21 protein-coding genes are annotated in these 20927 nt (G+C 62.8%); 13 read left to right on the top strand and 8 right to left on the bottom strand.

The genetic code is table 11. The annotated features are described in order from the left end of the window. A partial coding sequence (locus tag REA38_RS11555; RefSeq protein WP_308885854.1) for an IS3 family transposase occupies positions 1-103 on the top strand: 103 nt, incomplete at its 5' end. Positions 104-153: 50 nt separating this feature from the next. Here the strand turns inward: REA38_RS11555 and REA38_RS11550 are convergent. Then, positions 154-1317, bottom strand: coding sequence for a serine hydrolase domain-containing protein (locus REA38_RS11550; protein WP_308885882.1), 1164 nt, complete (start codon positions 1315-1317; stop codon positions 154-156). A 102-nt stretch (positions 1318-1419) separates the two neighbouring features. On the opposite strand from REA38_RS11550, the gene REA38_RS11545 reads away from it, so the two are divergent. Continuing rightward, positions 1420-2328: a LysR family transcriptional regulator gene (locus tag REA38_RS11545; protein ID WP_308885881.1), complete on the top strand. Its 909-nt coding sequence runs from the start codon at positions 1420-1422 to the stop codon at positions 2326-2328. A 26-nt stretch (positions 2329-2354) separates the two neighbouring features. On the opposite strand, the gene blaSRT is transcribed toward REA38_RS11545, so the two are convergent. After that, positions 2355-3491 (bottom strand): SRT/SST family class C beta-lactamase, encoded by a 1137-nt coding sequence (blaSRT, locus tag REA38_RS11540; protein ID WP_049196835.1) that lies wholly within the window; start codon positions 3489-3491, stop codon positions 2355-2357. Positions 3492-3697: 206 nt separating this feature from the next. Between blaSRT and REA38_RS11535 the strand changes: the two genes are divergently transcribed. Continuing rightward, entirely contained in the window at positions 3698-4579 is an 882-nt protein-coding gene (locus REA38_RS11535; protein WP_060435947.1) for a LysR family transcriptional regulator, read from the top strand. On the opposite strand, the gene REA38_RS11530 is transcribed toward REA38_RS11535, so the two are convergent. Continuing rightward, complete coding sequence (locus REA38_RS11530; protein ID WP_033648213.1) at positions 4576-5607, bottom strand: Mal regulon transcriptional regulator MalI; 1032 nt, start codon at positions 5605-5607, stop codon at positions 4576-4578. The two genes, REA38_RS11535 and REA38_RS11530, sit on opposite strands and share 4 nt — an antisense overlap. A 223-nt stretch (positions 5608-5830) precedes the next feature. Here REA38_RS11530 and malX point away from each other — a divergent pair, with 223 nt between their 5' ends. After that, positions 5831-7450: a maltose/glucose-specific PTS transporter subunit IIBC gene (malX, locus tag REA38_RS11525; protein ID WP_049196842.1), complete on the top strand. Its 1620-nt coding sequence runs from the start codon at positions 5831-5833 to the stop codon at positions 7448-7450. Then, positions 7443-8624, top strand: a complete 1182-nt coding sequence (locus tag REA38_RS11520; RefSeq protein ID WP_308885880.1) for a MalY/PatB family protein — start codon at positions 7443-7445, stop codon at positions 8622-8624. The genes malX and REA38_RS11520 overlap by 8 nt, the downstream gene beginning before the upstream one ends. A gap of 32 nt (positions 8625-8656) precedes the next feature. On the opposite strand, the gene REA38_RS11515 is transcribed toward REA38_RS11520, so the two are convergent. Then, complete coding sequence (locus REA38_RS11515) at positions 8657-9025, bottom strand: hypothetical protein (protein WP_033638420.1); 369 nt, start codon at positions 9023-9025, stop codon at positions 8657-8659. Continuing rightward, on the bottom strand, positions 9022-9618 hold the full coding sequence (locus REA38_RS11510; protein WP_049196846.1) for an NUDIX domain-containing protein: 597 nt from the start codon (positions 9616-9618) through the stop codon (positions 9022-9024). The genes REA38_RS11515 and REA38_RS11510 overlap by 4 nt, the downstream gene beginning before the upstream one ends. Before the next feature lie 97 nt (positions 9619-9715). Here REA38_RS11510 and REA38_RS11505 point away from each other — a divergent pair, with 97 nt between their 5' ends. From REA38_RS11505 to REA38_RS11495, 3 genes are all read left to right on the top strand, one after another. Beyond that, complete coding sequence (locus REA38_RS11505; protein WP_041034945.1) at positions 9716-10471, top strand: DeoR/GlpR family DNA-binding transcription regulator; 756 nt, start codon at positions 9716-9718, stop codon at positions 10469-10471. A gap of 136 nt (positions 10472-10607) precedes the next feature. Beyond that, positions 10608-11606 (top strand): adenosine deaminase, encoded by a 999-nt coding sequence (add, locus tag REA38_RS11500; RefSeq protein ID WP_019455941.1) that lies wholly within the window; start codon positions 10608-10610, stop codon positions 11604-11606. A gap of 110 nt (positions 11607-11716) precedes the next feature. Then, the gene (locus REA38_RS11495; RefSeq protein WP_308885879.1) at positions 11717-12262 is read left to right on the top strand and encodes an AAA family ATPase; all 546 of its coding nucleotides are present in this window, start codon (positions 11717-11719) and stop codon (positions 12260-12262) included. 11 nt (positions 12263-12273) lie between these two features. Here REA38_RS11495 and REA38_RS11490 read toward each other — a convergent pair whose 3' ends face one another. Next, positions 12274-13278 (bottom strand): bile acid:sodium symporter family protein, encoded by a 1005-nt coding sequence (locus tag REA38_RS11490; protein ID WP_033648207.1) that lies wholly within the window; start codon positions 13276-13278, stop codon positions 12274-12276. 73 nt (positions 13279-13351) lie between these two features. Next, entirely contained in the window at positions 13352-14392 is a 1041-nt protein-coding gene (locus REA38_RS11485) for an oxidoreductase (RefSeq protein WP_308885878.1), read from the bottom strand. A 231-nt stretch (positions 14393-14623) separates the two neighbouring features. Here REA38_RS11485 and REA38_RS11480 point away from each other — a divergent pair, with 231 nt between their 5' ends. From REA38_RS11480 to rsxC, 4 genes are all read left to right on the top strand, one after another. Further along, on the top strand, positions 14624-15064 hold the full coding sequence (locus tag REA38_RS11480; protein ID WP_019455945.1) for a DUF2569 domain-containing protein: 441 nt from the start codon (positions 14624-14626) through the stop codon (positions 15062-15064). A 135-nt stretch (positions 15065-15199) separates the two neighbouring features. Beyond that, positions 15200-15781: an electron transport complex subunit RsxA gene (gene rsxA, locus REA38_RS11475; RefSeq protein WP_004938443.1), complete on the top strand. Its 582-nt coding sequence runs from the start codon at positions 15200-15202 to the stop codon at positions 15779-15781. After that, complete coding sequence (gene rsxB / locus REA38_RS11470) at positions 15781-16353, top strand: electron transport complex subunit RsxB (RefSeq protein ID WP_004938428.1); 573 nt, start codon at positions 15781-15783, stop codon at positions 16351-16353. The genes rsxA and rsxB overlap by 1 nt, the downstream gene beginning before the upstream one ends. Beyond that, positions 16346-18547, top strand: coding sequence for an electron transport complex subunit RsxC (rsxC, locus tag REA38_RS11465; protein WP_308885877.1), 2202 nt, complete (start codon positions 16346-16348; stop codon positions 18545-18547). The genes rsxB and rsxC overlap by 8 nt, the downstream gene beginning before the upstream one ends. A gap of 32 nt (positions 18548-18579) precedes the next feature. On the opposite strand, the gene REA38_RS11460 is transcribed toward rsxC, so the two are convergent. Then, positions 18580-19473 carry a helix-turn-helix domain-containing protein gene (locus tag REA38_RS11460; RefSeq protein WP_043147394.1) on the bottom strand — a complete coding sequence of 298 codons (894 nt, stop codon included), beginning with the start codon at positions 19471-19473 and terminating at the stop codon, positions 18580-18582. 365 nt (positions 19474-19838) lie between these two features. Between REA38_RS11460 and rsxD the strand changes: the two genes are divergently transcribed. Further along, the gene (rsxD, locus tag REA38_RS11455) at positions 19839-20924 is read left to right on the top strand and encodes an electron transport complex subunit RsxD (protein ID WP_033648202.1); all 1086 of its coding nucleotides are present in this window, start codon (positions 19839-19841) and stop codon (positions 20922-20924) included. Positions 20925-20927 lie beyond the last annotated feature (3 nt).

The raw sequence follows: 20927 nt of genomic DNA, 5'->3' as shown, positions 1-20927 counted from the left end.
AATAGAGAACTACATTGATTACTATAACCACAGCCGCCTCAGAGAGAAACTAAAAGGCCTGAGTCCGGTAGAGTATCGAACCCAGGCCATGAAGGCCGCCTGAATTTACATCGTCCAACTTCTGGGGGTCAGTTCATGCGGGGCCCTTTTTATTTACCCCATTTCCGCGGCGTAAACCGCATCGCGGATTTGCTGCGGATAGCGGCCGCACATGCCTTCAAACGCGGTGTTGGTCAGTATCACCACGCTCAGCTGCGCCTGTGGATCAAAGAACCAGCTGTGGCCGTAAACGCCGCCCCAGGTCAGCGTGCCGGCATGCTGCGGCGTCTGCGCGGCATCTGCGTCCACCAGCAGCGCCCCGCCGAAACCGAATCCCCAGCCCGGCCCTTGCGTTTGCGCCTGCGCCCCCACATGCGGGCTGCGCAGCAACGCCACCGTGTCCGGCCGCAACATGCCCTGCCCACCGCTGCGCAGCGCCTCCACCAGCCGCAGCACATCGTCGGCATCGCCGACCATGCCCGCGCCGCCGGAAGGATAGGTCCCGGCGTTAAGCGCCCGCGCGGGTGAAAAAAGTACCTCGCCCCCCGCCATCTCCTCCGGCAGCGCCAGCCGCAGGCCTTCATGCATGCGCTGCGGCCCTTGCGGCGTGTTGTAATACGGTGTCGCCAGATTCGCGGCGTCCATCGCATAAAACGCGGTATTGCCGAGCCCCAGCGGCCGCGCCACCCATTCGACAAACAGCTGCGGCAGCGGCATGCCCGTCACCCGTTCCAGCACCGCGCCAAGCACGTCGATCGCCAGCGAATAATTGAAGCGCTCCCCCGGCGCCGACAGCAACGGCGCCTGTGCCAACAGCCGCAGGTTTTGCTCCAGCGTCAGCGTCGACAGCTCCACGCCGTCCTGGATCCCCAGCTGATGATAAACGCCCGCCGGCGGCTGGTTCAACCGATAGTCCAGCCCGGCAGTGTGGCTCAGCAAATGACGAATCTTGATCGCCGGGCGCCGGCCGTCCGCCAACGCCGGAGTGAACCACGGCAGCCAGTCGCTGAGCGTGTCGTCCAGGCTCAGCTTGCCCCGCTCAATCAGGCGCAGCGCCGCCAGCGTGGTATAGGGTTTGGAGACCGACGACAGTCGAAACTGCGTTTCTCGCCGCATCGGCCGCCGCGCTTCGCGATCGGCATAGCCGGCCGCCCCGGCGTAGCAAATCTCGCCCCGCCGCGCCACCAGCACTACGCTACCCACGATGCGCCCTTCGGCCATCGCCTGTTGATCGATCGCCGCGATCCGTTCTGTTAACGCCCGTTGTTCTGCCGACATGATTTTCATCTCTCTGATGGAAAGTTAAATCAGTCTAAAACCTTCGTCATAAATTAAAATAAGGCATAATTTAATGAATCATTAAGCACAGGTTATTGATAGATGAGTTCACTCCTGCAGCTGTTGCCCTATTTCGAAGCCGTCGCGCGCCTGGGCAACTTTACCCGCGCGGCCAGCCAACTGGGCGTCACGCCGCCGGCGGTGTCGCAAAACATTCAGGCGCTGGAGAATCAGCTGGGAGTGCGGTTATTTCACCGCACCAGCCGCTCGGTGCGCCTCAGTGACGAGGGCCGGTTGTTCTATCAGAAGGTATCGCCGGCGATGAGCCAGATCGACGTGGCGGCGGACGACGTGCGCGCTCTGGGCGCGCAGCCGGCGGGCCTGCTGCGCATTACGCTGCCGCAGCTGGCCGCTTCTCTGCTGGTAATGCCGCATCTGGCGGAATTTCAACGGCGCTATCCCGACGTGCAGCTGGAACTTTTTACCGAAGACCGCTTTTCCGATCTGGTGCTGGGCAGTTTCGATGCCGGCATTCGCATGCATGCCATGCTGCAAAAGGACATGATCGCCGTGCCGATCGACAACGGCCAGCGTCGGGTGCTGGTCGCCTCGCCCGACTATCTGGCGCGCTGCGGCGTACCGGCCACGCCGGACGATCTGCCCGCTCACCACTGCCTGCGCTACCGTTTTCCCGGCAGCGGCAAACTGGAACCCTGGTATTTCAGCCTGGGCGACGATGAACGCGCGCTGGACGTCAGCGGCAGTTTGATTTTTAACGAAGATCGGCTGCTCAAGGATGCGGCGTTGGCGGGCCTGGGTATCGCACAGCGTTTTCAGGGCACGGTGTTGCAGGAGCTGGCGCAGGGGCAACTGGTGGAAGTGCTGCCGGGTTACGCCAGCGAAGCGTCGGGCTTTTTCATCTACTTCCCCGCCGGCCGGCATCTGCCGCTCAAGCTGCGCGCCTTTATCGATTTCATGCGCGAGCAACGTGAACGGCAGCATCGCTGGTAGGGGCGCCTCGTCAGCGCCCCTGGCCGTCAGCGCTTCTCCAGCGCCTGGACGATGTGATAAGCCGCCTCGACGCGATCGTCGTTCGGGAACCACTTGTTGGCCAGCATCACCACGGCGATATTTTTCGCCGGGATAAATACCGCGTAGGTGGAGAAGCCGCCGGTGGAGCCGGTTTTGTTATACCAGCCGGCGCGCAATTCCGGCTGCGGCGGCGTGATGGCGGTGGCCGGCGTGCCGTTCATGATCATCCCGGCGTTGTTGCCTTCAATCAAACGCGACAGTTTCACCGGGTACGGGTAGTTCTCCCACATCAGATCCTGCGTGAACGCGCCCGCCTTGTAATACCCGACGTGCGTCGCGGCCAGCGCGTCGCGCCATGGCTGCGCCACCTTCACCTGCTGCAGGTTGGCGTCCAGATAGCGAATCAGATCGCGAGCGTTGGATTTGATGCCGTAAGATTCGGCGTCCAGCGGGCCGGGATTGACCCGCACCGGCTCATCGTCCTTGCTGTAACCCTGCGCATAGTTAGCCATCTGCGCCGCCGGCACCTGAACGTAGGTGTGGCTCATGCCCAGCGCCGGCAGCATCCCCTGTTCCATCGCCTGGATAAACGGCTGGTCGAGGCTCTTGGCGGCGATCATGCCCAGCATGCCGATGCCGAGGTTGGAATAGACCCGGTAGCTGCCCGCCGGGTGTTTCGGCTGCCAGGCCCGGTAGTAGGCCATCAGCTGGGCGTTGTTGGTGACGTCGTCCGGCACGAACAGCGGCAGGCCGGAGGTATGCGTCGCCAGATTCAGCAGGCTGACGCCGTCGAAGGCGCTGCCGCGCAGCTCGGGCAGGTAGCGGCTGGCCGGATCGTTGAACGACAGCTTGCCCTGCTGCTGCGCATAGACCGCCAGCGTCGCGGTAAAGGTTTTGCTCAGCGAGCCCACTTCGAACAGCGTCTGCTCGGTGATCGGTTTGCCGGTCTGCTTCGAGGCGACGCCATACGGGTAAATCTGCTGTTTGCCGTCGACCGACACGGCGATCGCCATGCCCGGTACGCCATATTTTTTCATCAGCGGCTGAATAACGGCGTCGATATCCTGCTGCTGCGCGGCCTGAGCGGTCGGCAAGATCAGTGCGGCGATCAGCGCGGCCGCCAGGCGGTTCATTTTCGTCATGATAGAAGCTCTTAGGTTGCAGGGTATCAGCCGCGGCCAAAAGTTTTTATTGGCGTTATGCACGGCGCTTTCCCTGATTGATGATGTCATTCCTTTACGGCTGCGGCGACGCTCACAGCAGCCGCGCCAAATATCGGATTTTGCCGCCGGGTTGACAAGCGATAATAATTTCAGCCAGCATAAAGAAAAACTTATGGCTATCGACAATGCGCAATCGACTTCCCCTCAACGCCCTGCGGGCGTTCGAATCCTCCGCTCGCCACCTGAACTTCACCCGCGCCGGTCTGGAGCTGCGCGTCACCCAGGCCGCCGTCAGCCAGCAGGTGCGCATGCTGGAAGAACAGCTGGGCATTCAGCTGTTCCGCCGCCTGCCGCGCGGGCTGGATCTGACCGAAGAGGGCCAGGCGCTGCTGCCGGTATTGAGCGACGCCTTCGACCGCATCGAAGCGGTGCTGCAGCAGTTCGAAGGCGGGCATTTCCACGAGGTGCTGACGGTGGCGGTGGTCGGCACCTTCGCTGTCGGCTGGCTGATGCCGCGGCTGGCGGCATTCCGCACGGCGCACCCGTTTATCGATCTGCGGGTGCTGACCCACAACAACCTGGTCAATCTGTCGGCCGACGGCATGGATTTCGCCATCCGCTTCGGCGAAGGCCTCTGGCCCGCTACCTGCAATATCAAGCTGTTCGACGCGCCGCTGACGGTGCTTTGCCCGCCGGCGGTCGCCGCGCGCCTGCGCACGCCGCAGGATCTGCAGCACGAGCAGCTGATGCGCACCTACCGCAAGGACGAGTGGGAGCACTGGTTCGCGGCGGCACAGGTGACGCCGTGGCGGATCAACGGCCCGGTGTTCGACTCATCAAGGCTGATGGTGGAAGGCGCGATCCAGTGCGATGGCGTGGCGCTGGCGCCGGTCAGCATGTTCCGCCGCGAACTGGCCGCCGGCGCGCTGCAGCGGCCGTTCGCCGCCGAGGCCGCGCTCGGCGCCTATTGGCTGACCCATTTGAAATCGCGAGATCTGACGCCGGCGATGAAAACCTTTATCGGCTGGATCCGCCGGGAGGCGGAGGAGGAACAGCAGCAGGGCTAGGCGGAGCCGCGCCGGATCAGCGTCGGCGGCAGAATGACGTTCTGCGCCGGCAGGTCGGCGTCACCGATGCGCTGCAGCAGGCGCGCGGCGGCGCTGCGCCCCACTTCCCGCGCCGAACTGGAGACGAAGGTCAGCGGCGGCTCGGTCAGTTCGGCCTCCGGCACGTCGCCGAAGCCGATCAGCGCCACCTGCCGCCCGTAGTAGGCGTCGACCCCGTCCGAACCGATGCTGCGGCCGCTGCGCGCCAGGCCAAAATAGGCGCCGAGCGCCACCGACGCCTTGTGGCAGACGATGGCGGTAATATTCGGGTAATGGCGCAGCAGTTGCTCCGCCGCTTCCGCCGCCTGGCGCTGCCGGCAATCGCACTCGACGATCCATTCACTGCGAAACGGCAGGCCGTACTGCACCAGCGTGGCGCAAAAGCCGCCCAGCCGCTCGGCGCGCGTCAATGAATCGCTCTGGCCGCCGAGGTAGGCGATTTGGCTGTGGCCGCGCTTGATCAAAAATTCGGTGGCCAGCTTGGCGGCCTGCATGTTGTCCGGCCGCACCACGTCCACGCCATCGAGGCCGCTGGAGCGCGCCACGCAGACCAGCGGTACGCCCTGCTCGGCCGCCTTCTCCTTCAGGCCCGCCGCCGCGCGAATGCCGCCCGCCAGCACGATGCCGTCGACGCCCTGCGCCAGCAGCGCGTCAAACGCCCGCTGCAAGCCCTGGCCGTCGCGCCCGCTCTGCGTCAAAAACAGCAGCTTGTCGTGCGCCTCCAGCGCTTCGCTCAGCCCGGCGGTCATTTCGGCATAGAAGGGTTCGCAGATGTCGCGCAGAATAAGGCCGATCACCCCGGACTCCCCGCCGCGCAGCGTCGCCGCCTGGCGATTGCGCACGTAGCCCAGCTGCTCTATCGCCTGATTGACCTTCTCGACGGTGGTCGGCGAAATGCGCCCCTTGCCGCTCAACACCAGGGAAACCGTGGTGACCGACACGCCCGCCTGTTGCGCCACATCGGTGATGGTGATCTTTTTGATGCTCATAGTCTCTGCGAACCCGTTCCTGGGCAACCCGCGCCGTAATGATCAAGGGTATACCGAATCCGTTATCTCAGTAAAACGTTTTACTGCCAGCCGCATTGTCGCTAAAAACCGGGCGGCAGATTTGTGATTGGCGGCGCATTTTTGCTAGGTAAAACGTTTTATCTTATTTTTACCTAATCTGCAGTCCTCTTTTTGCTCGTCTTTTCGCCAGGAGAAGTCGGTTATGTCAGCAGCCAACAAACCAAAAATCACCCTCTGGGAGTTCTTCCAGAGCCTGGGCAAAACCTTCATGTTGCCCGTCGCCTTGCTCTCTTTCTGCGGCATCATGCTGGGGATCGGCAGCTCGCTGAGCAGCCGCGACGTGATCACCCTGATGCCGTTTATCGGCCACCCGATCTTTCAGCTGATCTTTACCTGGATGAGCAAGGTAGGCTCCTTCGCCTTCAGCTTCCTGCCGGTGATGTTCGCCATCGCCATTCCGCTGGGCATGGCGCGCGAGAACAAGGGCGTCGCCGCCTTCTCCGGCTTCGTCGGCTTCGCCGTGCTGAATCTGGGCACCAATTTCTACCTGACCGCCGCCGGCGTGCTGCCCACCGGCGATCCGCTGGTGCTGAAAGCCAACAATATCCAGAACATCCTCGGCATTCAGTCGATCGATACCGGCATCCTCGGCGCGGTGATCGTCGGCATCATCGTCTATCGCCTGCATGAACGCTTCCACACCATCCGCCTGCCGGACGCGCTGGCGTTCTTCGGCGGCACGCGCTTCGTGCCGATCGTCACCACCGTGGTGCTGGGCCTGTGCGGCCTGGTGATCCCGCTGATCTGGCCGTGGTTCGCCGCCGGCATCACCGGGCTGGGTTGGGTGATCAACAGCGCCGGCGCCTTTGGCCCGATGCTGTTCGGCACCGGCGAACGCCTGCTGCTGCCGTTCGGCCTGCAGCACATTCTGGTGGCGCTGATCCGCTTTACCGAGGCGGGCGGCACCATGGAAGTGTGCGGCCACAGCGTCAGCGGCGCCCTGACCATCTTCCAGGCGCAGCTTTCCTGCCCAACCACCACCGGCTTCGCCGAAAGCGCCACCCGCTTCCTGTCGCAGGGTAAAATGCCGGCGTTTCTCGGCGGCCTGCCGGGCGCGGCGCTGGCGATGTACCACTGCGCCAAACCGGAGAACCGTCATAAAATCAAAGGACTGTTGATTTCCGGCGTGGTAGCCTGCGTGGTCGGCGGCACCACCGAGCCGATCGAGTTCCTGTTCCTGTTCGTCGCGCCGTTCCTCTACCTGATCCACGCGCTGCTCACCGGGCTGGGCTTTACCGTGATGGCGCTGCTGGGCGTGACCATCGGCAATACCGACGGCAATATCATCGACTTCGTGGTGTTCGGCATTCTGCACGGCACCGCCACCAAGTGGTATCTGGTGCCGGTGGTGGCCGCCGTCTGGTTCGTCGGCTATTACGCCATTTTCCGCTTCGCCATCCAGCGCTTTAACATCAAAACGCCGGGTCGCGAAAGCGACGGCGCCGTCAGCCAAAGCGCGCCGAGCGGCGCGGTGGGCAAATCCGGCTACAACGTGCCGGCGATTTTGGCGGCGCTCGGCGGCCCGAATAACATCATCACGCTGGACAACTGCATCACCCGCCTGCGCCTGTCGGTCAACGACATGAGCCGGGTGGACGACGCGGCGCTGAAGGCCAACCGCGCCATCGGCGTGGTGCATCTCAACGACCATAATCTGCAGGTGGTGATCGGCCCGCAGGTGCAATCGGTGAAGGATGAATTAGACTCACTGATAGCCACGGCGCAACCTGCCGCGGCCCTGCAGGGAGCCACCCATGTTTGATTTCTCCACCCCGATCGACCGCCACGGCACCTGGTGCACCCAGTGGGACTATATCGCCGATCGTTTCGGCAGCGACGACCTGCTGCCGTTCACCATCTCCGATATGGATTTCGCCACCGCGCCGTGCATTCTCGACGCATTGCAGCGGCGCCTGCAGCACGGCGTGCTGGGCTACAGCCGCTGGCAGCACGAGGATTTTCTCGGCGCGCTGCGCCACTGGTATCAGCAACGTTTCAACGTCGCCATCGACACCGCGACGGCGGTGTACGGCCCTTCCGTTATCTACATGGCGGCGCAGCTGATCCGCCAGTGGTCGGTGCCGGGCGATTACGTGGTGACCCATACCCCGGCCTACGACGCTTTCTACAAGGTGATCCTCGCCAACCAGCGCCAGCTGTTGGCCTGCCCGCTGCAAAAAGCCGGCGACGACTGGCGCTGCGATATGGCGCACCTCGAAGCGTTGCTGGCGCGGCCGCAGACCAAGATCCTGCTGCTGTGCAGCCCGCATAACCCCACCGGCAAAGTGTGGCGCCGCGACGAGCTGCAGCAGATGGCCGAACTGTGTGAACGCCACGACGTGCGCGTCATCAGCGACGAGATCCATATGGACATGGTGTGGGGGGAACACCGCCATACACCGTGGAGCCAGGTGGCGAGCGGCGCCTGGGCCCTGCTGACCTCAGGTTCCAAGAGTTTCAACATTCCGGCGCTGACCGGCGCCTACGGCTTCATCAGCGACGCCGCCAGCCGCGAAGCCTACTTCCAGCAGCTCAAAGCCCGCGACGGCCTTTCTTCGCCGGCGGTGCTGGCGGTGGCCGCGCACGTGGCCGCCTATCGGCACGGCGAACCCTGGCTGGATGCCCTGCGCGACTACCTGCAGGATAATCTGACCTACGTCGCCGAGCGGCTGGAGCAGGCGTTTCCGGCGCTGGGCTGGCGTCCGCCGCAGGCCACCTACCTGGCCTGGATCGATCTGCGGCCGCTGGCCGTAGACGATCGAGCGCTGCAGCAGGTGCTGATCGAGCGCGAAAAGGTGGCGATCATGCCGGGCTTTACCTACGGCGAGGAAGGCCGCGCTTTCCTGCGCCTCAACGTCGGCTGCCCGCGCAGCAAGCTGGAGGCCGGCATGGACAAGCTGATCGCCGGATTGAGGTTGGTGCTGGACGAGCAATAGCGCGAGGGGGCGAGCCTCTGCCCGCCCCTTCGTTACCCCTGAACAGGCGGGATCTCCTCCAGGCGGCGATAGACCGTCAGGCCCCACTCGTTGGCCAGCCGCACGTCGTTATCGGCCCCCGCAGATGCCCCTTCGATGCGATACACCGCCTGACACTGCGCAATCAGCCGGTGGGCCACCGGGTAAAGAAACGCCTCGCTCACCGCATCGCCAACCTGCGTGGAACCCGCCGCGGCCGCCAAAGGCAGCGCCAGCCACTCGCCGATCACCGGCACGTGCCCCCGCTGGTAAACCGCCAGCGCCGCCTGTTCCAGGCGCGCCAGATTGGCAGCGATACGCTGCGGATCGCCATCGGTGCCGCTGCGATAGGGGCCGGCGATCAGGATTTGTTGCGCTTTCATCGTTCTTCCTCCAACGTGCGGTTCAAGGCGACAAACTGCAGCAGCATGATGGTCTTGGCGTCAACGATCGTGCCCTGGCGAACCGCCTGCAGGGCTTGCGCCAGCGGCAGCTCGAGCACCTCCAGATCTTCCCCCTCCGCCACCACCCCGCCGCCCTCGTTGACGCGGTCGCCCGCCTGATATTCGCCGACGAAAAAGTGCAGCTTCTCGGTGACCGAGCCGGGGCTCATGTAGGCTTCGAACACCTTCTCCACGTTCTGCACGAAATAGCCGGTTTCCTCTTCCGCTTCGGCGCGGATGCGCGCCTCCGGCGAGGCGTTATCCAGCAGCCCGGCGGCGGCCTCAATCAACATGCCGTCATGGCCGTTGACGAACACCGGAAAGCGGAACTGGCGCGTCAGGATCACCGTTTGCGCCCGCCGGTTGAACAGCAAAATCACCGCGCCGTCGCCGCGATCGTAGGTCTCGCGACTTTGCCGCTGCCAAACGCCGTCGCGCCGCAGAAAATCAAAGGTGGTTTTTTTCAGCAGGTACCAGTCATCGGACAACACCCGGGTTTCGACAATGCGAACCCTGTCTTTGGTGGCTATCATCGGTTTACTCCGCCAGAGGAAGGAAATTGATACTATCGTGCAATTTCGTGTATGATCAAGATATTTCGTGCAAAGCAAATTTGAGAGGAAAATGGCCATGTTGACCAGCCAGCGCAAGAAAATCATCCTGGAAAAACTGGCCCAGGATGGCCAGGTGTTGGCCAAGCAGCTCAGCGAAATGTTCGGGCTGTCGGAAGACACTGTCCGGCGCGATCTGCGCGAACTGGACGCCGAGGGGTTACTGCAACGGGTACATGGCGGCGCCCTGCCGGTTTCCTCTGCAATTGCCAGCTTCGCCGAGCGCAATCAGTTGGAATCCGGCGCCAAACGCGCGATCGCCAAAGCGGCGGCGGCGCTGATCGCTCCCGGCCAGGTAGTGATTATCGATGGCGGCACCACCTCCGCCGAGCTGGTCAGGCAGCTGCCGCCCAACCTGAACGCCACCATCGTCACCCACAGCCCCAGCGTTGCCGTAGGCCTGGTCGATCACCCCACGGTGGAGGTGATCCTGATCGGCGGCCGGCTGTACAAGCATTCGATCGTCAGCGTCGGCGCCGCCGCGGTGGAAGCGATGTCGCATATTCGCGCCGATATCTATTTTATGGGCGTGACCGGCGTGCACCCCACCGCGGGGCTGAGCACCGGCGATCTGGAAGAGGCCTACATCAAGCGGGCGCTGGCGGCCCGCGCGGCGGAAACCGTGGTGCTGGCCTCCGCCGCCAAGCTTAACGCCGCCTCGCAGTATGCGATCGGCGATATTACGCTGGCGCATACCATCATCGTTGAACGCGCCACCGACGACGCATTGATCGCGCCGTTGCAGCAGGCGGGCGTCAGCGTGTTGAAAGCCTGATTCACGACGATAATGCGATAGATCTCGCATTATTTGTGATTCAAGTCACTTTTTTATGCAACGAGATGGTAAGTTTCATTCATTTGTTTTTATACTGTTCTGCACTTTACCTACGATAAATTAGCGAGTGCCCAGCATGATCGATCCCCGCCTACCGCTTACCGACATTCACCGCCATCTCGATGGCAACATCCGCGCGCAGACCATTCTCGACCTCGGTCGCCAATTCAATCTCGCCCTGCCGGCCAACGATTTGGAGAGCCTGCGCCCGCACGTGCAGATCACCCACGCCGAACCGGATCTGGTCAGCTTCCTGCAGAAACTGGACTGGGGCGTGGCGGTGCTGGGCGATCTGGACGCCTGCCGCCGGGTGGCCTACGAAAACGTCGAAGACGCCGCCAACGCCGGCCTGCACTACGCCGAGCTGCGTTTCTCCCCTTACTACATGGCGATGAAGCACCAGCTGCCGGTCGCCGGCGTGGTGGAAGCGGTGATCGACGGGATCCGTTCGGGCTGCCGCGATCGCGACATCGACATTCGCCTGATCGGCATCATGAGCCGCACCTTTGGCGAGGCCGCCTGTCTGCAGGAATTGGAAGGGTTGCTGGCGCACCGCGACGGCATTACCGCGCTGGATTTGGCGGGCGATGAGCTGGGCTTCCCCGGCAGCCTGTTCCTCAACCACTTCAACCGCGCGCGCGATGCCGGCCTGCGCATCACCGTGCATGCGGGCGAAGCCGCCGGCCCGGAAAGCATCTGGCAGGCGATCCGCGAGCTGGGCGCCGAGCGTATCGGCCACGGGGTGAAAGCGGTCGAAGATCCGGCACTGATGGACTTCCTGGCGGAACACGGCATCGGCATCGAGTCCTGCCTGACCTCCAACATCCAGACCAGCACCGTGCCTTCGCTGGCGCAGCATCCGCTGGCCACCTTCCTGCGCCACGGCGTGCTGGCATCGATCAACACCGACGATCCGGCGGTTCAGGGCATCGAGATCGAGCACGAATACCGCGTCGCCGCGCCGCAGGCCGGGCTGACGCCGGAGGAAATCCGCACCGCGCAGGAAAACGGCCTGAAGCTGGCCTTCCTCAGCGAGCAGGAAAAACAGGCGCTGCGCGCCAAAGTGCAAGGTTAAATTCCCCCAAGGCGCCACACGGCGCCTTCTTCTCATCCCCCGTTTTCTTCTGCCTGCTCGTCTTTATCGCTGTTTTCACCCATAACTCTGCCGCACTAGAGGAATTTCTTATGTCTGACAAACTACGCCGCATCGTGCTGACCGGCGGCCCGGGTTCGGGCAAAAGCACGCTCATCGAGGTTCTTCATCGCCGTGGCTACCCGCATTCGCAGGAGGCGGGCCGGGCGATTATTCAGGAGCAGGTGAGTATTGGCGGCAATGCGCTGCCGTGGGGCGATCGCCAGGCCTTCGCCGAGCGGATGCTGGATTGGGAACTGCGCTCATGGCGGGAAGCGACGGGCGCAACATGCTGGTTCTTCGATCGCGGCCTGCCGGATATCGCCGGTTACCTGACGCTGTGCGGGTTGCCGATCCCCGCCCCCTTAACCGCGGCGATCGGCGCTTTTCGCTATGCCGATACGGTGTTCATCGCCCCGCCGTGGCGAGCGATCTACGCGCAGGACAGCGAGAGAAAACAATCTTTCGCCGAAGCCGAGCAGACCTATCGAGCGATGCTGGCCGTCTACCGCCGATCGGGCTATCGGCTGCAGGAACTGCCGCGCGCCTCACCCGAGGAGCGCGCCGACTTTCTGCTCGACGCGCTGGGCTGCCGTTAGCGGCCTGCGTTCTATTTGGCCGCCAGCGCCTCCGCCTCGGCCCGTTGTTTGGCGGTTTTACGCGCATAGCGCTGCGCCAGCACCGCGCACACCATCAGCTGCACCTGGTGGAAAATCATCAGCGGCAGCACCATGGCGCCCACCGCCGCGGCCGGGAACAGCACGTTGGCCATCGGGATGCCGTTCGCCAGGCTCTTTTTCGAACCGCAGAAGACGATGGTGATTTCATCGGCGGTGTTGAAGCCCAGCCAGCGCGCCGCGTAGGTGTTGATCACCAACACCACCGTCAGCAGCACCAGCGACATCACCAGGATGGTCAGCAGCGACCAGCCGTCGATGCGATGCCAAATCCCTTCCACCACCGCCGCGCTGAACGCGGTATATACCACCAGCAGGATCGACGAACGGTCGGTCAGGTTGATCAGCTTGCGATGGCGATCGACCCACTTGCCGATCAGCGGCCGCGCCAGGTGACCGACCACGAACGGCACCATCAGCTGCAGAATGATTGAACCGATGGCGTGCAGCACGTCGGTATTGCCGCCCTGGGTATGCATCAACGCCCCCACCAGCAGCGGTGACAGGAACACGCCGAGAATGCTCGACGCCGAGGCGCTGCAGATCGCCGCCGCCACGTTGCCGCCCGCCGCCGAGGTAAAGGCGATGGCCGATTGCACCGTGGCCGGCAGCGCGCACAGATAGAGGAAGCCGAGATAGACCGTCGGCGTCATGATGCCCGGCACCAGCAGATTCATCGCCAGCCCAAGCAGCGGGAACAGCGCAAAGGTGCTGAGGAACACCAGCAGATGCAGCTTCCAGTGGCTCATGCCGGCGACGATCGCCTCGCGCGACAGCTTGGCGCCGTGCATAAAGAACAGCAGCGCGATGGCGGCGGTGGTCAGGTGTTCAAAGAAGGTTTTCCAGATGCCTTCGCAAGGGAACAGCGAGGCGACGATCACCACCAAAATCAGAACCAGCAAAAATTTATCAATGCGCAAACGCTGCAACCAGGACATGAAACGGATTTCCTTGCACGTAAAGTCGTAAAAAGGCCCGACGTTGCGCCGGGCCACAGAGAAATGGACGGGCTCAGACCACCGGCAGCGCCTGCTGCAGCCGGGCCGATTCCAGCCCCAGTTCGATCAATGCCATCACCGCGATGGCGTCGGCGGCCGGCACCGGGTTTTCGCCGATGCCGGCGATCGCGTCGCGCACCGCGGCGTAATAGGCCGGGTAGTTGCCGGGAATGTTGAGCAGCGGTTGCTCCGCCAGCAGATCGCCACGTGACAGCGTCACCACGCCGTCGCGCATGTCATAGCCCCAGTCGGCCTGAGGCAGGCGCTCGCCGGCCTTCAGCCGGTCTTCCTGCGGGTCCAGGCCGTATTTGATATAGCTGCCGCGGGTGCCGTGCACCACGTAGCGCGGGCTCTCCGCCGCCGCCAGCATGCTGGCGTGCAGCACCACGCGGCGATTGCCATAGCTCAGCAGCGCGTGGAAATAATCCACCGCCTGCGCGCCCGGCCGCAATTCCCCCAGATCGACGAACAGCCGGTCGGGCTTGCCGAATAACTGCAGCGCCTGATCGAGCAAATGCGGCCCTAAATCGTACCAGATGCCGCTGCCGACGCCGCCCTGTTCACGCCAGCGCTGGCGCACCTGCGGCCGGTAGCGATCGAAATGCGACTCGAAATACACCACCTCGCCCAGCGCGCCCTCATTCAGCAGCGCTTTCAAGGTAAGGAAGTCGCTGTCCCAGCGGCGGTTGTGGAACACCGACAGCAGTAAACCGCTCTGCTGCGCCTGCTGTTGCAGCGCCTGCGCTTGTGACAATGTCACGGTAAACGGTTTATCCACCACCACATGCTTGCCGGCGGCCAGCGCCTGCTGCGCCAGCGGGAAGTGGGTGTCGTTGGGAGTGGGAATCACGATCAGATCGAGGGTGGGATCGGCGAACAGCGCCTGCGCATCGCCCACCACCGCCATCGACGGCCAGTCGGCGTGCACTTTGCCGGCATCGCTGCTGGCGACGGCAGCCAGCTCCAACCCCGGCGTACCGGCGATCAGCGGCGCATGAAAGGTTTTGCCGGCGTAACCGTAACCGACCAGCCCGACACGAATTTTCTCAGCCATGGGATTTCCTCTTGCAGGCTCACGACAGACCTTTCGATTTGACACCATGCGGCCGGATGGAACAAGAAGTAAATGAGATGTTAATTTGAAGCGGGCTTAATACGGCGTCGAGTAGCCAAACGTGCTGCCACCCGCCGCGATGCCGAGCTATCCGGTTGATTGAGATGACGAAGCCGGTATTACCCGCTAAGCTATGCCGCCTGTGATCCCCGTTTCAATCAGGAAGCCTTTATGTCTCAAGCTGAATACTCTCGTATCGGCGGTTGGTTGCTGGCCCCGATGGCCTATCTGATCGTCACCCTGCTCAGCGCCAGTCTGATGCTGCTCCTGTACGCCATGGCGATCTTCATGCCCGAATCGCGCGACTATCTGCTGACCAACGCCCAGGCGTTTACCCTGCAATGGTACTTTTCGGTGCTGACCACGCTCTTGATGTGGTGCTTCACCCTGTGGCTGCTGTGGCTGTTTTGCCAGCGCTCGCAGCGCTTTCCCAAACTGTTCTTGCTGTGGCTGCTGATCACGGTGCTCCTGGCGGTGAAAGCCTTCGCCTTCGCGCCGGTGCCGGATGAAGTGGCGGTGCGCAGCCTCGGCTGGCCGCTGCTGATGGCGGCGCTGCTGGTGCCTTACATCAAGCGCTCGCAGCGGGTCAAAGGCACCTTTACCGAACGTTAAGGGCGGTTGCAGCACGTTTTATCGGGTGTTTTGTGTAAATTTTCGCCAAAAAAGGCAATACCCCTGCGATTCATATGTTGTCGTCCGGCCGCCGATTCCCGATAATAGGCGGCTTTTATTTTTTTAGGCATCGCAATGACCGAATACCTGCTCCTGTTTGTCGGCACCGTACTGGTGAACAACTTCGTTCTGGTGAAGTTTCTTGGCCTGTGCCCGTTCCTCGGCGTTTCCAAGAAGCTGGAAAGCGCCATCGGCATGGGAATGGCCACCACCTTCGTCATGACGCTGGCCTCCGTCAGCGCCTGGGTGATCAACACCTTTATTCTGGTTCCGCTGGATCTGGTGTACCTGCGCACGCTCTCCTTCATTCTGGTGATCGCCGTCGTCGTGCAGTTCACCGAGATGGTGGTGCGCAAGACCAGCCCGGCGCTCTACCGCCTGCTGGGCATCTTCCTGCCGCTGATCACCACCAACTGCGCGGTGCTGGGCGTGGCGTTGCTTAACGTTAACCTCGGCTACAACTTCCTGCAGTCCGCCGTGTACGGCTTCAGCGCCGCCGCCGGTTTCTCGCTGGTCATGGTGCTGTTTGCCGCCATTCGCGAACGTCTGGCGGTCGCCGACGTGCCGGCGCCGTTTCGCGGCTCCTCGATCGCACTGATCACCGCCGGGCTGATGTCGCTGGCCTTTATGGGCTTTACCGGGCTGGTGAAATTCTAATGACTGCGTTGTGGATAGCTATCGCGGCTTTAAGCGCGCTCGGGCTGCTGTTCGGACTGGTGCTGGGCTACGCCGCGCGCCGTTTTGAGGTGGAGGAGGATCCGGTCGCCGAGCAGGTCGACGCGATCCTGCCGCAGAGCCAGTGCGGCCAGTGCGGCTACCCCGGTTGCCGCCCCTACGCCGAGGCGGTGGCCAACGGCGAGATGATCAACAAATGCGCGCCGGGTGGCGAACAGGTGATGTTGAAACTGGCGGAGCTGCTCAACGTCGAGCCGCAGCCGCTGGGCAGCGAAGCCGCCGCCGAGCCGGAGCGTAAAGTGGCCTATATCGACGAGGCCAACTGCATCGGCTGCACCAAGTGCATTCAGGCCTGCCCGGTGGACGCCATCGTCGGTGCCACCCGCGCCATGCACACCGTCATCACCGACCTCTGCACCGGCTGCGACTTGTGCGTCGCCCCTTGCCCTACCGACTGTATTGAAATGAGACCGGTCGCCACCACCACCGCCAACTGGAAGTGGGACATGAAGACGATCCCGGTGCAAGTGATCCACGTGGAGCAACATGCTTAATCTGTTCGCCGCCTTTAAAAAAGACCGGATCTGGGATTTCAACGGCGGGATCCATCCGCCGGAAATGAAAACGCAGTCCAGCGGTGCGCCGCTGCGTGTCGCTCCCCTGCCCAAGACCTTTATCATTCCGCTGCAGCAGCATCTGGGGCCGGAAGGCGAGCTGTGCGTCAATGCCGGCGATCGGGTGTTGAAAGGCCAGCCGCTGACCGTCGGCCGCGGCCGCACCGTGCCGGTTCACGCCCCCACGTCGGGCACCGTCAGCGCCATCACGCCGCACATCACCGCGCACCCTTCCGGGCTGACGGAGCTGTGCGTGATTATCGAGGCGGACGGCGAAGACCGCTGGTGCGAGCGCGATCCGGTGGCTGACTACCGCCAAGCGCCCGCCGCGGATCTGATTCAACGTATTCATCAGGCCGGCATCGCCGGTCTGGGCGGCGCCGGTTTCCCAACCGCCAGCAAGCTGCAGGGCGGCATGAGCGGCGTGGAAACGCTGATCCTCAACGCCGCCGAGTGCGAACCTTACATCACCGCCGACGATCGCCTGATGCAGGAACATGCCGATCAGATCGTTGAAGGCACGCAGATCCTGCAACATATTCTGCAACCCAAGGTCACGCTGATCGGCATTGAAGACAACAAACCGGAGGCGATCGCGGCGCTGAAGCAGGCGTTGCGCGGCCAGTCCGGCATTGCGCTACGCATTATCCCCACCAAATACCCGTCCGGCGGCGCCAAACAGCTGACCAAGATCCTGACCGGCAAGGAAGTGCCGCACGGCAAGCACTCCTCCGCCATCGGCGTATTGATGCAAAACGTCGGCACCGCCTTCGCCATCAAGCGAGCGATCGTCGACGGTGAACCGCTGATTGAGCGCGTAGTGACCCTGACCGGCGACGCGATCGAGCGCCCAGGCAACCTGTGGGCGCGCATCGGCACGCCGGTGCAGCACCTGCTTGACTTCGCCGGTTTCCGCCCGCAGGCGCAGCAGATGGTGGTCATGGGCGGCCCGCTGATGGGCTTCACCCTGCCTGCGCTGAACGTGCCGATCGTCAAGATCAGCAACTGCATTCTGGCGCCGACGGTCGATGAAATGACACCGCAGGAGCCGGAGCAGTCCTGCATCCGCTGCGGCCTGTGCGTAGACGCTTGCCCTGCCGGGCTGCTGCCGCAGCAGCTGTACTGGTTCAGCCGTGGGCAGGAGCACGACAAGGCGCGCAACCATAACCTGTTCGACTGCATTGAATGCGGCGCCTGCGCGTTCGTCTGCCCCAGCAACATCCCGCTGGTGCAGTACTACCGTCAGGAAAAGGCCGAGATCAAGGCTATCGATCTGGAAGCGGCGCGCGCCGCCGAGGCCAAGGCGCGTTACGAAGCCAAGCTGGCCCGCCTGGAGCGCGAGAAGCTGGCGCGCGAAGAGCGGCACAAAAAAGCCGCCGTCAAACTGACCGACGACGATCAGGGTGCGGTGCAGGCCGCGTTGGCGCGCGTGCGCAGCAAAAATGCCGAAGCGGCGGTCACGCCGGTCGACGGCCAGCAGCCGGATAACAGCGAAATGATCGCCGCCCGCGAAGCGCGTAAAGCGCAGGCGCGTGAACGCCGCGCCCAGTTGGCGGCCGAGGCGGAAAAAGAGGCGCCACCGGCGGCCTCCGGCGACGACGCGCGCAAAGCCGCCGTGGCCGCGGCGCTGGCCCGCGTGAAAGCGCGCAAGGAAGCGCCGGCCGCAGACAACGCCGCCCCGGCGGCAACAGAGGACGATCCGCGTAAAGCGGCCGTTGCTGCCGCCCTGGCGCGCGTCAAAGCCAAAAAGGCAGAGCAGCAGGCAGATACCCCAGCCGCAGCGGAACCGGCTCCGGCAAGCGCCGAAGAAGATCCGCGCAAGGCGGCGGTTGCTGCCGCTCTGGCGCGTGTCAAAGCCAAGAAAGCGGCGCAGCAGGCAGATGCCCCTGCACCGGCGGAAACGGCGCCGGCAGCCGCCGAAGAAGACCCGCGCAAGGCGGCGGTCGCGGCAGCTATCGCCCGCGCCAAAGCCAAGAAAGCGGCGCAGCAGGCGGACGCCCCTGCAGCGGCCGAAACGGCGCCGGTAACCGCCGAGGAAGATCCGCGCAAGGCGGCGGTCGCGGCGGCTATCGCCCGCGCCAAAGCCAAAAAAGCCGCCAGGGAATCGCTGGCGGCGGAAACGGAAGACAAATGATGACAGCGGCGCCTGGCTGACGCCGGCGCCGTTTAATCGATAGAGATCAGGTAGGTGTAATCCACATCAATCTGGCGCAGTTTGGATTCCGGATTCCACTCTTTGGTTTGAATGATCTCCATTTCCATACTGCCGCGCACTTCATCCTTCAGCCCCGGCATCACATGCGACATCAGGTAGCCGAAAAACTGCAAACACTCTTTCGCCGAACCCTTATGGTTGATGGAGATAAACTCGCGGCTCGGCAGATGGAAAGTGTCGATTTGATAGTTGGAAAGAATATCTTTTTTGTGTTCAGGATCGACCGCCATCACCAGCGTGGATGAGAGCTCGTCGCCCTCCCCGGCATGAGGGGAGTAGATGCTGTAAATCCGCCGACAGTCGACGTGCAGCCCCTTGAAGAAGTCGTTGAAAATCTCGTCCTTCATCGCCATGCAGGAAGAGTACTCCAGCTCCTGTTCGGAGGCGAAATCCAGCCGGCGCGTGAAACCGACCAACTGCATGTCGGGCAGCGTCAGCCGCTTCACTTCCGGGTAATAACCGGCGCCGTAGCTGGCTTCGAAGTTAAAGCGCGGCATCAGGTTTTTCACGTCCCAGTGCGTCATCGAACGGTAGCGATTGGGCGTGGTGCCGAAGCGCTGCTTGAACATGCGGGTAAAGGTCTGCTGAGAGTCGAAGCCCAGCTCATCGGAAATGTCGATGATGGAGCGACGAGTAATGCGCAGCGCCACCGCGGCGCGCGTCAGGATGCGCGAACGGATGTAGGTGGCGAGTTGAATGCCGGTAATACGCTTGAATTTACGCTGCAGATGCCACTTGGAATAGCCCGAAATACGCGCGACTTCATCCAGGTTTGGCCGTTTCTCCAGATGTATCTCCACCCACTCAATTAGCTCTTCAATAAAAAAAATGTCTTCATTTGTCATTATTATGGGTTCACTGACTCAATAATGTTCGCGATAGTAACCTACACGGATTATGTGAAAGTTGTTATTTTGTGCGGAAATCTGGTGAAAAATGATATTTCATTCATACGGTTAACCCATTTATTGCGGTCGATGGCGGCACAAGTTCCACTGACAATTCCTCACGTTAGCCCATTTTCCGGCCAAAAAAAAATCAAATCGCGCCGTCCCGATCGCCAGATGTGCGGAAAGCTGAATACCCCTATTATTAAGGCGTATTACCCTCGCATCGAATCAGGTAGAATGCTCGGCTATCATTTTTGCCGCGCCTTCAGAACGGCGCATCGAAACTGCCGCAGGCGCGGCGCAGAAGGTATCGTTACTCTATGAAGTTCAGGCCGGTATCACCCACAGCCGCCAAAGGCTTACACATCGCCAGCTCGCCGTTCACCCACAACCAGCAAAGCACCAGCCGCATCATGCTGTGGGTGATGTTGGCGTGCATTCCCGGCATCGCGGCGCAGATTTGGTTCTTCGGCTACGGCGTATTGATCCAGGTGGCGCTGGCGGCGATCGTCGCGCTGGCCGCAGAAGGCGCGATCCTCAGGCTGCGCAAGCTGCCGGTGCGCAGCCGGCTGGCGGATAACTCCGCTTTGCTGACCGCGCTGCTGCTCGGCATCAGCCTGCCGCCGCTGGCCCCGTGGTGGATGATCGTTATCGGTACCTTCTTCGCCATCGTCATCGCCAAGCAGCTGTACGGCGGCCTCGGGCAGAACCCGTTCAACCCGGCGATGGTCGGTTACGTGGTGCTGCTGATCTCCTTCCCGGTACAGATGACCAGCTGGCTGCCGCCGGATGAGCTGCGCGCCACCGCGCTGTCGCTCCACGACACGCTGCTGGCCATTTTCAGCGGCCATACCTCGCAAGGCGCGACGCTGCACGAATTGCAGATGGGCGTGGACGGCATCAGTCAGGCCACGCCGCTCGACGGCTTCAAAACCGGCCTGCGCAGCGGCCACAGCGTGGAACAGGTGTTACAGCAGCCGCTGTTCGGCGGCGCGCTGGCCGGCATCGGCTGGCAATGGGTCAACCTCGGCTTCCTGGCCGGCGGCCTGTTTATGCTGGCGCGGCGCCTGATCCATTGGCAAATCCCTTTCAGCATGTTGGCCGCCATCGCCTTCTGCTCCGGCCTTGCCTGGTGGATCGATCCGGCGCATCAGGCTTCGCCGCTGATCCACCTGTTCTCCGGCGCCAGCATGCTGGGCGCGTTCTTTATCGCCACCGATCCGGTCAGCGCCTCCACCACGCCGAAGGGCCGCCTGATCTACGGCGCGCTGATCGGCGTGCTGGCCTGGCTGATCCGCGTCTATGGCGGCTACCCCGACGGCGTGGCTTTCGCCGTGCTGTTGGCCAATATCACCGTCCCGTTAATCGACCACTACACGCAGCCGCGCGTGTACGGCCATCGCTAAGGA

It is taken from the genome of Serratia sp. MF1(2023) (assembly GCF_030954545.1).
In the GTDB taxonomy this organism is placed as follows: Bacteria; Pseudomonadota; Gammaproteobacteria; order Enterobacterales; family Enterobacteriaceae; genus Serratia; species Serratia sarumanii.
Note: the sequence above shows the minus strand (reverse complement) of the source record. Positions and strands in the feature narration are given on the sequence as shown.